Origin of the sequence: Ruminococcus flavefaciens (assembly GCF_900119075.1) — a bacterium.
GTDB lineage: Bacteria > Bacillota > Clostridia > Oscillospirales > Ruminococcaceae > Ruminococcus > Ruminococcus flavefaciens_Q.
Genome location: NZ_FPIP01000004.1, coordinates 295893 through 309298, shown reverse-complemented (window position 1 = coordinate 309298; position 13406 = coordinate 295893). Strand labels below are relative to the sequence as shown.

Sequence of the window (13406 nt, the reverse complement as noted above, 5' to 3'; positions counted from 1 at the left end):
ATCAGTAGTGATGTTGTAGACCGCAGGCTGAACCATTTGGTTTGCTTTCTGTTCGAGAGTAAGCTCACCTACGATCTCCTCGGGAGTCATAGAAGCGTATCTCTGATATTTCGGACCGTGATCCTTAACTGTGCTGTCGGAAGCGATTTCAATTTCCGATTCAGTCGCCGTATCTGATGATGATGAGTTTGTTTTTTTCTCCGCACATGAGACTGTTGAAGCCAACAGCGCCAGCGGAAGTAATAATGCGATTGCTTTTCTCATGTCTGCTCCTTTCGGTACGTTTGAAATTATATCTGATATTGTAATTTTAGTCCATCAGTTAATGTTAATATTATATCATATTATTTAAACAAAAGCAAGCAAATGCATTCAGGCGAGCGATCATATACTGTAAAAGTATTTGCCGTCATCAGGCGCTTCTTGTTATCAAGCATATATAACCATGTTCATGTGTAATTCAGTTAAAGTTCTCTGGATTATTACGAAGTCATGGGCTCAGGCATACTCTTTCAGGTACACGCTGCGTCTTTTTATTTGTCATTTTCAGTACCTGTAAGTGCTTGGACAGATCACAACACATCTGTGTGATATTGTCAATAAGCTTATCGATTGCTCAGAATACAAATCTACAATTGACACACTCATCTTGGTGTGATATACTTGATTTCGGGTGATTCGATTTTGAATAAAAAACTTGATCTGTTCCTGACATTTATGAAAATAGGAGCATTTACATTCGGCGGCGGATACGCTATGATACCGCTCATACAGCGCGAGGTCTGCACAAACAAAAAATGGATGGAAGAAAAGGATATACTTGAAATAGTTGCAATAGCGGAGTCTACTCCCGGACCTATCGCAATAAACGCCGCAACTTTTGTCGGCTACAGGACAGCAGGCTTTATCGGAGCCTGCCTTGCCACTCTCGGAGTTGTTCTGCCTTCTTTCCTGATAATCTCTCTGATATCATTGGTGCTTCATCATTTTCAGGAGTTCAGAGCTGTGAAGTACGCATTCATGGGCATAAGAGCCGCTGTGCTTGCGTTGATACTGAAAGCTCTGTGGTCGATGTTCAAGGCAGCTAAAAAGGGCGCATTTGCGTATTTCATTATGGGTGTGACATTTTTACTGACTGCCTTTGCAAAGATAGATGCAGTATTCGTACTTGTTGGCTGTGCAGTATTCGGCATTATATGGTCGGCAATACGCAGAAAGGAGCAAACGCATGATACTCCTTAAGCTTTTTCTCTCGTTCTTTAAAATAGGCACTTTCACTTTCGGCGGAGGCTATGCAATGATAGCCATGATACAAGCCGAAGCAGAGCGTCAGGGCTGGCTGACCAAAGAAGAATTAGTGGACTTTGTAGCAATGAGTGAGAGCACTCCGGGACCGCTGGCTGTGAATATGGCAACATTTGTCGGCAGCAGAACAGGCGGAGTCCTTGAAGGTATATGTGCAACTCTCGGAGTTGTTCTGCCGTCATTTATAATAATCCTTATTGTTGCTAAATGCTACGAAAAGTTCAAAAGCAGCAAGGCTGTCAACGGCGCAATGAGCGGATTGAAGCCTGCGGTCATCGGAATGATAGCAACTGCTTTCCTGTCAGTGGCAAGAACAGTGTTCTTCCCAAACGGATTGCAGACAGCAGCTTTCTCGTCCGTAAGCTTCTGGCTGTTCCTTGGGATATTCGCTTTGAGCACAGTTCTTGTGTTCAAAAAGGTACACCCCATAAAGCTGATACTTCTTGCCGCTGCGATAGGTATCGGTGCAGGATACGGACTTGGACTATAACTGACAACCAATTTTAATAAAAGGAGACCTGATACATGACAGAAGTAAAACTTATTCCGCTGGAGTCATCAGATCGTGAGCAGTTTATAAAAGACAATCAGGAAGCCTTCAACTATGGTGCAATGGTGGAATTCGGTCTGCGTGACGCTCATTTTGAAGATAAAACTGACGAGCAGATCATTTCCAGAGAAACCATAGAAGACTGCATTGCCTCTGGTGAAGCATTACGAATCACCGCTGACGGAAAAATTGTCGGAGGCGCAGTTATCAAAGTCTCAGGCACTCGCGGTGATCTTGAACTGCTTTTCATAAAGCCCGAGGTTCACAGCATAGGCATCGGATATGCGGCGTGGTGTGCAATAGAGAAGCTGCATCCCGAAGTTACTGTCTGGGAAACTGTCACACCTTATTTTGAGACAAGAAATATTCATTTCTACGTCAACCGCTGCGGATTTCATATTGTGGAATATCTCAACAAGCATCATCCGGGAGATATGCCTTTGGAGGAATTTGAGTGTGATGATCCTCAGTTTCCTGCAGGAATGTTCAGATTTGAAAAGCAGATGAAATGAAAAAGCCCCGCACCACTGGATCCAGTGATGTGGGGCTCTCTCTATGTACTTGCACCGTCATAAAATAAGATAGCGCAGAGCTTCTTGACTGCCTGTCACTATGTTTCGCAGTTAACAGCTGTAGTAGTCGTTGTTGTCTATTTTGCAGCAGTTGCATTTGATGAATAGCTCTCTGGAAGTGACTTTATAAGACCTAAGAGGTACTTCTGTATAGCAGCTGCGTCATTTGTTGTTATACCGCCGCCTGCCTCGTAAACGTCTGCATTTGAAGCGCCCTGCTCTGTGAGCTTGTATTTGTTCGGATTAGCGAGAGACTGCATTATAATTACAGTATCGCTCATATCAATATTGTCGTCGCAGTTCGCATCACCCCATATTGAAACCTTTGAATCAAGGAGTTCCTTAATATCAACAGGATCTGTTGTTGTAGCAGAAACTGTTGTTGTAGCGGTATTGGTAGTAGTTGTTGTTGTTGTGGGGGTATTAGTTGTTGTAACTGTTGGAGGATCTATCTTGTCAGCAAGAGCTATAATGTCATAGTAAAAATTTTTAGGCTGATAGTTTCTGAACGGAAGACGTATATAGTCGTCGGTTCTCCAGACACTCTCGTCTGTTGTTCTCGAAAGTGTTACGCAGGAGATGTTCTTAGCATGCTTCATAGCTACCTCAAAGATCTGCGGATAAAGCTCATCGACAGGACCCGTGCTGCTCGAGATATCAAGCTCTGTGATCTGAATGTCAAGACCAAGCGCCTCAAACTGCTTGATAGCTGTCTCAAATTCGCTTGCTGAAGAATACCTTGAAATAAGGTGAGCCTGCATACCGATACCGTCGATATAGTCGCCCTCTTTCATGATGGTCTTTGCCATATTTATAATGTCGTCCGTCTTTTTACTCATGTACTCGTTATAGTCGCTGAGATAAAGCTTACAATCCTCAGGAGCATACTCTCTTGCATACTTGAAGGCATTTACAACGAACTCTGAGTTTCCTTCGCCATACACTTTTGCCCAGTTGGAGCCGCTTTCAGGTCTCATTCCGCCGCCGTCGTTAATGAACAGCTCGTTGCATACGTCGTAGGAATGGACCTGGAGGTTCGGGAATTGACTCCGAAGCTCTGAAAAAGTATTCTTTATCATACTTTCAAGGCGCTTGTTCATACGCTCCTTGGAAACATATTCGTGATTATCCTGAAAAAGGTAAGAGGGTGTCTGGCTGTACCATACAAACGTATGACCATGAACTCCGATGCCGTTCTGCTCTGCAAATTTGAGTATTGCTTTTGCGTTGTTAAGTCTTATATCTACTTCATCACCGTTTACGCCTGCAATTATTGAATCAGGCTTCATTTCGTTCATGCATGTGATCGAGTTATAATTCTTCTTGATGAACTCCTGAGCCACTGAGTTATTAATTTCATAACCGGTTACAGCAGCACCAAGGCGAAAATACGGTCCCATGTAATCTTTAAAGCCGTCGCCGCCCTTCTCGTAGGTGTAATTAAGGTTCTGGCGAGAAGCAACGCGCCCAATACAGCCTGCTGCCTCATAAGCTGTGTCGCTTTCATCGCCTGCATTACTGCCGCTGTTTACGTAGCTTCTTTCATCCTGATCGTCAGCTGAAACTGAAAACGGTACGCAAAATGATAATATCGCAGCGGAAACAGTCAGACCTAAGACCTTTTTAATAGTATTGCCAATCATACATATCACTCCCTCATTAAAATTTATTTCAACCGAAATGTTATACCTATGCTTTTATTATACATATTTTTTGTGAGAATGCAAGGCGTTTTTTGTTGTTTAATATAAAAGTCTTAAAAAGTTGACCATTATTGAAAATATCCGCTCTATAAAGAGGCATATTTTTTAGTATAATACTGCAAAAATCAAATCTATCATAAAAAAGGAGCGCCGTATGTATGGCACTCCTTTTATAAATTATATTTCACTGAGCATTGCGCGGTTTGAAGCCTTCACCGTAGCTAAGTCCGTAGCCACGCCCGAGGAAGCATTTATCCGTGCCTATCTGATCAAGCGAACCATACCAGTCTAAAGGCAGCTTTCCTGTAAAATCAGCACAGCCGCAGAGCACATCTGAGATGCCCTTGCCCTCTGAACCGGGGAGATAGCACATAACGACGCTGTCCCAACCATCGTAGTCCTTTTCGTCAAGGATAACGTTTCTGCCTGCCACAATGCAGGTAACTGTGGGTTTACCGAGCTTCTTGGCTTCTTTTATAGCATCAGCATTTCCTTCAAGCCCCAATGAGCCGCAGAGCGCGAGATCCTCCGTATCACCGTTCCACTCGGCATAAGCCTGCTCGCCTACGCAGAGGAGAACCGCGTCTGCATCTGCTGCTTTTTTGTCATCGGTTATGACCTCTATTCCATAATCATCGGCATATTCCTCAAATGCCTCAAGTATCGTGGTAACACCTGGAATATCCTCCGTAGGAGCGCCATTCCATGACATGGTCCAACCACCGCACTGCGCCTGTCCGTTATCGGAAGCAGGACCTGTGATGTATATCTTTGTGCCTTCCTTGAACGGGAGCACTTCTTTATTGTTTTTGAGAAGAACAAGGCTCTTTTCTACAAGCTGCTCAGCAACGGCTCTGTATTCGGGGGAACCTGTTTCCTGCTGTTCGGTCTTTATGTTTTCAAGCAGCGGATCGTCAAACAGTCCTGCGTCTTTCTTGACCTTGATTATACGTGTAACAGCATCGTCAACACGCTCCTGACTTATATCACCGCTTTCAACTGCATCTATGATGATATCCCGTGCCTCCTCAAAGTGCTCAGTCTCCATCAGCATATCAATACCTGCGTTTACGCTTGTGATTATCTGCTCTTTATAGGAAGAAGCGGAGGTATTTCCAACTGCGTCCCAGTCGCTGACGATGAAACCCTCAAATCCCATTTCGTCTTTGAGCTTCATGATGTACTCTTTATTTTCGTGCATCTTCACGCCGTTAAGTGACGAGTGGCTTATCATAATGGTTTGAACTCCTGCGTCGATCTGCGCCTGATACACTTTCAGAAGCTCCTCTATCTCAGCATCAGAGAGCTGAGCGTCGCCTCGGTCTATGAGCCTGCCAACGTCACTCTGCTCACCTGTGCCGTATACAACATTACCGTCAGCAAAAAAGTGCTTTGTGCAGGCAACAAGTCCGCCATCGATAAGTCCCTTTGTGTAGGCTGTGCTGAGCTTAGTAATGGTTTCAAGGTCGGAACCGTAGGACTCATAGGTACGTCCCCAGCGCGGATCAACGGACTGAGCAACGCAGGGTGAGAAGTTCCACAGCATATGGCACAGCTTTGCTTCGTCAGCTGTTATAAGTCCCACCTGATAGGCAAGTTCCTCGTCGTTTGCAGCGCCTTGTCCTATATTATGCGGGAAGTATACTGCATTTCTGCAATAATTAACGCCGTGAACGTCGTCTTGTCCGTAGATGTATGGTATACCTGCTTCCGACCTGATAGCTGCATTCTGCAAATCATCAACAGTCTTTCGCCATTTTGCAGCGTCGATACAGTCCGTAGTCGAGAGAATGCTGCCATAGTCATTTTTCTTCATGGTCTTAGCCGAGACGTTGTAAACGGCAGGTTGTACCATCTGAGCAGTCTTCTGCTCAAGTGTCATACCTGCGACTATTTCCTCCGGAGACATGGCAGTGTACTGCTGATAATTTGTTGCTTCGGATTTTTCAGAGCAGGCTGTCACAGATGCAAGCATAGCCAGTGAAATGATAAGTGCGATCGTTTTTTTCATTTTATATCCCCCTTGATAATGGTAATGGTGTTGAGCGTTTATTTGAGTATACAGTAATGAGTTATAATTATTTCATATAATACCATATTATTTTACCAAATGCAAGGGTTGTTTCTGTATTGTAATCAGTTCTGAACTGAGCTGTAATATGTAAATGCAATGAGTACTATGAAACCGCCCTGTTGAGGGGAACTTTATCTATCATTCTATCGGTAAATCTATAAATGCAGGCTCATGCTTAGCTTCACGGACATATCTGAGCATATCATCGCGGAGCAGGCGGACTGTCGATGTGTTTATACCAGGATGTCCGCAGATATATTCGTCCTTCATCAAGTCGTTATCTATGACAAGCTGTATGTTATTGTCTGTATCAAATATGAGCTCCAGTGCTGATACAGAGCCTGGAATAGTATGGAGATACTCCTGCATTTTGTCAGCTTCAGCAAATGAAAGTCGGGCACAGTTCAGCTGCGATGTAAGGAACTTAGTCTTGAAAGGCTTATCTCCAGGCATAAGAAGCATATAAAAGCTTGTCTTCTGGCGGTTGCATAGAAACAGGTTCTTGCATATCTTAGCACCGAGTACTTTTTCAATAGCCAGACAATCTTCCATAGTATCTGCATGGTCGTGGTCAGCACGCTTGTAGTCTATACCCAGAGCGTCAAGCTTGTCATATATAGCCATTTCAACGTCTGAACGCTGTTCTTTAGGTCGTCCGTTGTAAAGCGTATTATCAATATTCATTCAAAAAACTCCTTTATCAGTTGTAACACATAAGAGAATCTGTAATGTTTATAATCACTGTTTTCCGATTATATTATAACATACTATGCCGATTCGAGCAATAGTAATAACAGTATAAGTACCGCAGCTTGCTTTTGTTTAAATAATATGATATAATATTAACATTAACTGATAGACTAAAATTACAATATCAGATATAGTTTCAAACATACCGAAAGGAGCAGACATGAGAAAAACAATCGCATTATTACTTCCGCTGGCACTGTTGGCTTCGACAGTCTCATGTGCGGAAAAAAATACACCCCCATCATCATCAGATACGGCGACTGAATCGGAAATCGAAATCGCTTCCGACAGCACAGTTAAGGATCACGGTCCGAAATATCAGAGATACGCTTCTATGACTCCTGAGGAGATTGTAGGTGAGCTTACTCTCGAACAGAAAGCAAACCAAATGGTTCAGCCTGCGGTCTACAACATCACTACTGATGACATGAAAGCCAACGACTACGGCAGTATCCTGTCCACTGTCGGATGTATCAATTCCGATGCGTGGTGCGAAACTGTTGACGGCTTCCAGAATGCCGCTATTGAATCAGAGGCAGGTATCCCGTATATCTACGGTCAGGACGATGTTCACGGCGTTAATTATTGCAGAGATGCAGTATACTTCCCCCATAATATCGGTCAAGGTGCAGCAAATGATGAGGAGCTTGCATATCAGGTAGGTCTTATCACAGCTGACGAAGCAAAGCTCTGTCATATGCTGTGGAACTTCTCACCCTGCGTGGCACAGTCCGTTGATCCGCGCTGGGGACGTACCTATGAGTCCTACGGCTCCGACCTTGACACCATAACTAAACTCAGCACTGCTTACACAAAGGGACTTCAGGACGGCGGACTTGTTGCCTGCGCAAAACACTTCTTTGCTGACGGTAATGTTGTTTACGGTACAGGCGAGGAGGGTACTCCCCTCAAGCGTATCGACCGCGGCGACGCTCAGCTCACGAGCGCAGAGATAGAAGAACTTCTCAAGGTATATCAGGCTCAGATAGACGCAGGCGTACAGACTATAATGATCAGCCACTCGTCACTGAACGGTGTGAAGATGCACGAAAACAAAGAATACATCATGAAGCTGAAAGATGAAATGGGATTTGAAGGCTTCATCGTCAGCGACTGGGGCTCCATTGAACATACCTCGGGAGCTACATACAAGGAGCAGGTCATCAACGGCGTAAACGCTGGCATTGATATGCTTATGGAGACCGATAAATATGACGAGGCAAAGCAGATAATCGTTGACGCTGTAGGCAGCGGAGATATTACCGAGGAGCGTGTAAACGACGCTGTTACAAGAATAATCAAGGTCAAGAAAGAGGCAGGCATATTCGATGATCCGCTCTGCGAGAACCTGCAAACAAAGCAGAAGGAAACTGGCTCTCTCGAATACCGAAAGATAGCCGAAAAGCTTGTTGAGGAGAGCCTTGTACTTCTCAAAAACGACAATAAAGTACTTCCTATCAAGGAGGGCACAAAGGTCTATATCACTGGTCCTGCGGCAAACAATGGACAGGTACAGTGCGGCGGTTGGACTATGGACTGGAACGGCGCAAGCACAAAGGACGTCCCCGGCGTTACTACTATCAGGGAAGCCTTTGAGAGATACGCCGAAAGCTACGGCATAGAAGTCATCACCGATAAGGAAGAAGCGGAGAAAGCCGATGTTGTTCTGCTTTGCTTAGGCGAGCAGGCATATGCCGAGTGGAACGGAGATACTGAGGATATGAGCCTTTTCGGTGCGCTGGGACTTGACGGCAATTCAAAGGCACGACAGGAAGCCAAGGAACTTGGCAAGCCCACAGTCGCTTGTATCGTTGCAGGCAGACAGGTCCTCATAAATCCCAGAATATACGATCAGTGGGACAGCGTTGTAATGTGCTATCTACCAGGCTCTGAGGGCAAGGGCATTTCCGATGTGCTCTGCGGCTGTGCCGACTTCAAGGGAAAGCTTCCTGCACCATGGTATGGCTCATTAGACCAGATAGGTACTGACAAGTGCTGGCTGGAAAGAGGCTACGGACTGAGCTATGGCGGCAATTTCAAGGCTAAGGCAGAGCCCGAGACAATTCTTGATCCGCCCACAGTAGTTGCCGAAGATCCTGCAACTGAGGGTACGAATTACACTAAGGGACTTTTTAAAGACGGCGTATATGTCAATGATTATGCAGGTATCAAGTTTAATGTCCCAGGTAATCTTAATTATTTCTCAGCATACAATTCTGAACTAAAGGAAAGACAGATAGAAGAGCTTACCGATGAAACAGAGCTTGCCATTTTAAAAGCAACGATATATGAAGCAAATTTCGGAAACATGAATGAAGCTACTACTATCACTTTCTATAATATCCCTATGCTTTTAGATTCCGTAATGTCAGATAGAGAAGATATTACTGAAGAAGATGCACTTGACTATCACAAGAAAATAGTCATAGATAATTCTGAACAGCAAGGATTAAAAATTGATTTCAAGAAAAGAGAAAAGGTTACTCTCGGTGGTCAGGAATACATGAGAGATATCTGGTACTATAACGGAGATGAGAACAATTATGAAGCATTTTGGATAAGAAAGATTGATGATGATCTCATATGCGAGTTATGGTACACAGCACACGAGTCCAAAAAAACGCCCGAATACTTTGAATCACTGTTTGAGGAGATAAAGTGATGATAAAGAAAAAACGTATGACAAAGACCGCAGTTGGCTTTGTATTATGCTTTATTCGTGTACATATCTGAGCATATCATCTCGGATTTTCCGTATTTGTTCATAGTTCCATTTCACGATCTCACCTCTGTAAAACAGCGTATTGCCGCACAAAATGAAGTGCGGCAATACGCTGTTTATTTGTTTTCTGTTTTTTCATACACCTTGTCAACAAGGTCAACTCCATAGTAATTCAGCTTTCCGTCAATTGCGTCGGTGAGCCACTCGGCAACGGATTTGTTCTGCTCCTCGAAGGTCACCCATACCACAGGCGTTGCGATGATCGTATGGAAGGTCATATTTCTCGGATCGTCATAGTATCCGAGCCCGTCCCAGATAAACAGGCTGACATTCAGCTCCTTGAACTGCGGTACCGCCTCTTTCAGCGTCTGCTGATATTCGTCTGCAACAGCCTCATCAACGTCCATAATGCCGTTCTGAAAATAATTCTGAACCTTTGCAAGATCACCGTCTCTTGTCGATGTGCCATAGAAAAGATGAATACCGTCGCCGTATTTCTCACGAAGATGGCGGAGCATATCCATTGTCAGATTGTCGGTCTTGATATTGTCCGTGATAGATTTTGGCGACTGCCATACATTGACAGCGGTATCGTGCCAATCATCATACAGCGCCATAGACGAATCTACAAAAAGATTTTTGTTTACAGCGTTCGGGAAATAGTTTGTAAAAATATCGTCTGCAAGTATCGCCGCGCCCCAGCCGCCTGCACTGTAGCCTGTCACAAGCACCATATCGGCGTTTTCTATGCCTGCCTTTTCTATGATCTGCTTCATGGCGGCGGTATAATTCGTATAGCCGTTTTGATACAGAATCTTCTCCTTGCCGTCTTTGTCGGTGTAGCGGAATTCACCCGTCCCCGAATGGAAATCTCCCGTGGCATATGGGAACAGTATCATGCTCCAGTTTTCAAAGGGACTGCCCTCAAAATCTGAAGCAAGACCACCCATGTTCATGGTAGTATTCGCAAGAAGATCGGGCTTGACGAGCTTTGTATTGTAGGTATCGTCACGGGCAGTTTCCTCGTTGACGCCGACACCGCCCTGCGAATGTCCCTCAACACCAATATTATCCATATCGAGCCTGTGATAGAAAATGCTGTTTTCGTCTTCATTTGCATTCAGAAGATAGGAAAGCGTCAGGTCAGCCTTTTTGCCCTCCCATGTAGACGGATCTTCGTTGCCGACTGCGATAAATCCCCATGAAGCAAGATGCTCAAATACAGGCTTGTATCTCGATGCGCCGACACCCGTGCCGTTCACAAACAGGGCAGCAGGATATTTCCTGTCGCTTGTTTCAAGCTCGGCAGGATACCATATTCTGATCGTTTTGATTTCCTCGTCATCGGCATAGTCAAAAGTGAAGCATTTACCTCGTAACTGCTCATAGCCATATACTTTGCTTCCAGTTCGCCGCCTGTTTTGACCTCGGAGGTGTAGTTGTCCGGTGCCATTTGCGCTGTCATGATATTGTTCCATATCTTTTTCAGACCAAACCAGAGCAATACTGCCAGCACAGCGATGATAAGTAAAATTATAAGAATCACTTTCATAGCTTTTTTCACCTTGCTCATTCCTTTCGTACTTGACATTATGGGATTTTTGTGGTATGCTAAATATGGTTCATCTGTATCATAAGTATAATATGAAAGTACCCGAAAGTTAATAATATCGTGCAATTTGGTACATTTATGGAGGTTTTGTATCATTTATGAAACGTGCAAAAAACAAACGACCTCTGACGGTCAAAGACCGTATAGCAGGGGCGTTCATCAGACTGCTGAAAAAACGTGAATATCATGAAATAACCGTTGTTGACATAATCACCGAAGCGCAGGCAGGACGAGTGTCCTTCTACCGCAATTTCAATGAAAAGGACGATGTTCTGCGCTATTATATCACAAGCGTCACAGGCGACTGGCTCTCGCAGGCCGAGGAAAACTACCTCACTCTGACGAAAGAGAGTCTCAGCCCCTACATCGTCTGGCTGTTTGAGCATATGTATGAGCACCGGGATGTGGTGAGTATCCTGATGAAAACGGACAAGCTGTATCTGCTGGAAGAAGAATTTGACAAGCGGCTGTTTGCACGGCTGTCCGATACCGCTTCTCCGTGGGAGATCGTCTACAAGATCGGCGGCGTGTACAAGCTGTTCGTCTATTGGGCGAAAAACGGCTATCAGCAAACACCGCAGGAAGTTGCGGAGCTTGTAAAATAAGGAGAGTAACGAATATGGGTTCAATGCTGCTTGCAGTGATTTATTTAGCGTTCATAAGTCTCGGACTTCCCGATTCGCTCCTCGGTTCCGGCTGGCCGACTATGCAGAATGACTTCGGCGTGCCGTCATCTTACGCAGGATATGTGTCCATGTCCATATCATTTATGACCATAATTTCCGCACTTCTCGCCCCGACGCTGATACGGAAGCTGCGTACACACCACATAGTAACAGGTTCAATACTGCTGACAGTCATAGGTCCTATAGGCTTTTCGCTGTCTGAGTCCTATGCTATGCTGTTTTTGTTTGTCGTACCATACGGTCTGGGGGCAGGCTCAGTGGATTCGGCGCTCAACAACTATGTTGCAAAACACTACTCATCATCGGTGATGAATTTCCTGCACTGCTTCTACGGCGTGGGTGCAATGATAAGCCCATACATCATGTCACTGGCTCTTTCAAAAGCGCACTGGAACGAGGGCTACCGCTGGACAGCATACATACAGTCGGGAATAATGCTTGTTTGTCTGCTTTCAGCCCCTCTGTGGAAGAAAAACGCCGAAGCTGATGATGACAGTGAGGAGCATTCCGCAGGCATAACAGAAGCTCTCAGAATAAAGGGAGTTATCCCTACGCTGATAGCTTTTTACGCCTACTGCGCAGGAGAAGCAACCTGCTTTCTGTGGACTTCGAGCTACTTTATCGGTACAAAGACGATATCCGCACAAACGGCGGCAGCTTTCGGTTCTCTTATATTCGGCGGTCTGATGTTTGGCAGACTTATCTCAGCATTCGTTTCAAACAAACTGAATGACAGGCTTCTCATACGCATCGGAGTTGCCGTTGAAGCCGTCGGTATACTGTTGATATTCCTGCCCTTTGAGAGTTATATCCCTGCTGCGGTGGGCTTTTTGATAACGGGTGTCGGCATGGGACCTGTCTATCCTGCGATACAGCACATGGCTCCCGAGAATTTCGGCAGGCAAAACAGTGCCGCAGTTATCGGTCTGCAAATGGCTTCTGCTTATATCGGCAGTACGTTTATGCCTATGGTATTCGGTCATTTACAGCAGGCTGTCGGTATCGGGATAATGCCTGTATATCTGACGGTATTCGCTGCACTGAACCTCGGATTTCTGGAATATGCGTACAGGCGTATAGAAAAAGGATAACGTAAAGCAGAAGTTCTGCCGTATGTTCTGAACTAATAAGTTCTATCCCAACGACGACAGCCTTGTACGTATAAGAGCTACAGGCTGGGTTCGTCCCGGAGAAATGGTACAGAAGCTGAAGCTTGATGAGCTTCCCATAAAAAATGAGCGATGTTACGGTGAGATTCTCAGCGGTAAATCCTGCTAATGAGAATATCAGCGCAGGTATCTTCACTATGGATACTGTAATGCACGTCGTTGACTACAAGGGCAAAATGCTCGACGAGAACGGCAATTGGGTAAACGCAGGATAATGTTCCCGTAATAAATATCACAGAAAAAAGCGCTTTGTTCTGACTACA

General features: G+C 44.9%; 12 protein-coding genes and 1 pseudogene. 7 read left to right on the top strand and 6 right to left on the bottom strand.

Going from position 1 to position 13406, the window contains the following annotated elements; translation table 11 throughout:
• Positions 1-264 (bottom strand): annotated as a pseudogene (locus tag BT105_RS14820) (glycoside hydrolase family 3 protein); the annotation flags it as partial.
• 420 nt (positions 265-684) lie between these two features.
• Between BT105_RS14820 and BT105_RS08310 the strand changes: the two are divergent.
• Genes BT105_RS08310 through BT105_RS08300 form a run of 3 tightly spaced genes read left to right on the top strand, consistent with a single transcriptional unit; the run spans position 685 to position 2367 of the window.
• Entirely contained in the window at positions 685-1242 is a 558-nt protein-coding gene (locus tag BT105_RS08310) for a chromate transporter (protein WP_072300285.1), read from the top strand.
• A complete protein-coding gene (locus BT105_RS08305; protein ID WP_072300284.1) occupies positions 1229-1795 on the top strand; it encodes a chromate transporter in 567 nt (188 codons plus the stop codon). The genes BT105_RS08310 and BT105_RS08305 overlap by 14 nt, the downstream gene beginning before the upstream one ends.
• Before the next feature lie 35 nt (positions 1796-1830).
• Positions 1831-2367 (top strand): GNAT family N-acetyltransferase, encoded by a 537-nt coding sequence (locus tag BT105_RS08300; RefSeq protein WP_072300283.1) that lies wholly within the window; start codon positions 1831-1833, stop codon positions 2365-2367.
• Between the two features lie 137 nt (positions 2368-2504).
• Here the strand turns inward: BT105_RS08300 and BT105_RS08295 are convergent, their stop codons facing one another.
• From BT105_RS08295 to BT105_RS08285, 3 genes are all read right to left on the bottom strand, one after another.
• Positions 2505-4070: an endo-1,4-beta-xylanase gene (locus BT105_RS08295; RefSeq protein WP_072300282.1), complete on the bottom strand. Its 1566-nt coding sequence runs from the start codon at positions 4068-4070 to the stop codon at positions 2505-2507.
• A 244-nt stretch (positions 4071-4314) separates the two neighbouring features.
• Positions 4315-6141: a glycoside hydrolase family 3 protein gene (locus tag BT105_RS08290; protein ID WP_072300281.1), complete on the bottom strand. Its 1827-nt coding sequence runs from the start codon at positions 6139-6141 to the stop codon at positions 4315-4317.
• A 201-nt stretch (positions 6142-6342) separates the two neighbouring features.
• The gene (locus tag BT105_RS08285) at positions 6343-6888 is read right to left on the bottom strand and encodes a prolyl-tRNA synthetase associated domain-containing protein (RefSeq protein ID WP_072300280.1); all 546 of its coding nucleotides are present in this window, start codon (positions 6886-6888) and stop codon (positions 6343-6345) included.
• Positions 6889-7114: 226 nt separating this feature from the next.
• On the opposite strand from BT105_RS08285, the gene BT105_RS08280 reads away from it, so the two are divergent.
• A complete protein-coding gene (locus tag BT105_RS08280; RefSeq protein WP_072300279.1) occupies positions 7115-9616 on the top strand; it encodes a glycoside hydrolase family 3 protein in 2502 nt (833 codons plus the stop codon).
• Positions 9617-9792: 176 nt separating this feature from the next.
• On the opposite strand, the gene BT105_RS08275 is transcribed toward BT105_RS08280, so the two are convergent.
• Both BT105_RS08275 and BT105_RS15030 read right to left on the bottom strand, forming a co-directional pair.
• Positions 9793-10938 carry a pectin acetylesterase-family hydrolase gene (locus tag BT105_RS08275; protein ID WP_207646761.1) on the bottom strand — a complete coding sequence of 382 codons (1146 nt, stop codon included), beginning with the start codon at positions 10936-10938 and terminating at the stop codon, positions 9793-9795.
• Positions 10935-11228, bottom strand: a complete 294-nt coding sequence (locus BT105_RS15030; protein ID WP_177243952.1) for a hypothetical protein — start codon at positions 11226-11228, stop codon at positions 10935-10937. The genes BT105_RS08275 and BT105_RS15030 overlap by 4 nt, the downstream gene beginning before the upstream one ends.
• Before the next feature lie 158 nt (positions 11229-11386).
• Here BT105_RS15030 and BT105_RS08270 point away from each other — a divergent pair, with 158 nt between their 5' ends.
• The 3 genes from BT105_RS08270 to BT105_RS15025 all read left to right on the top strand — a co-directional run bounded on the left by BT105_RS08270 (position 11387) and on the right by BT105_RS15025 (position 13358).
• A complete protein-coding gene (locus BT105_RS08270; protein WP_072300277.1) occupies positions 11387-11893 on the top strand; it encodes a TetR/AcrR family transcriptional regulator in 507 nt (168 codons plus the stop codon).
• Between the two features lie 14 nt (positions 11894-11907).
• Positions 11908-13065 (top strand): MFS transporter, encoded by a 1158-nt coding sequence (locus tag BT105_RS08265; protein WP_072300276.1) that lies wholly within the window; start codon positions 11908-11910, stop codon positions 13063-13065.
• Positions 13066-13208: 143 nt separating this feature from the next.
• A complete protein-coding gene (locus BT105_RS15025) occupies positions 13209-13358 on the top strand; it encodes a hypothetical protein (RefSeq protein WP_177243951.1) in 150 nt (49 codons plus the stop codon).
• The last annotated feature ends 48 nt before the right edge of the window (positions 13359-13406 follow it).

Coding starts and splice junctions, on each gene's coding strand:
- BT105_RS08305 (WP_072300284.1), top strand. CDS start 1,229: ATGATACTCCTTAAGCTTTTTCTCTCGTTCTTTAAAATAGGCACTTTC.
- BT105_RS08300 (WP_072300283.1), top strand. CDS start 1,831: ATGACAGAAGTAAAACTTATTCCGCTGGAGTCATCAGATCGTGAGCAG.
- BT105_RS08295 (WP_072300282.1), bottom strand. CDS start 4,070: ATGATTGGCAATACTATTAAAAAGGTCTTAGGTCTGACTGTTTCCGCT.
- BT105_RS08290 (WP_072300281.1), bottom strand. CDS start 6,141: ATGAAAAAAACGATCGCACTTATCATTTCACTGGCTATGCTTGCATCT.
- BT105_RS08285 (WP_072300280.1), bottom strand. CDS start 6,888: ATGAATATTGATAATACGCTTTACAACGGACGACCTAAAGAACAGCGT.
- BT105_RS08280 (WP_072300279.1), top strand. CDS start 7,115: ATGAGAAAAACAATCGCATTATTACTTCCGCTGGCACTGTTGGCTTCG.
- BT105_RS15030 (WP_177243952.1), bottom strand. CDS start 11,228: ATGAAAGTGATTCTTATAATTTTACTTATCATCGCTGTGCTGGCAGTA.
- BT105_RS08270 (WP_072300277.1), top strand. CDS start 11,387: ATGAAACGTGCAAAAAACAAACGACCTCTGACGGTCAAAGACCGTATA.
- BT105_RS08265 (WP_072300276.1), top strand. CDS start 11,908: ATGGGTTCAATGCTGCTTGCAGTGATTTATTTAGCGTTCATAAGTCTC.
- BT105_RS15025 (WP_177243951.1), top strand. CDS start 13,209: ATGAGCGATGTTACGGTGAGATTCTCAGCGGTAAATCCTGCTAATGAG.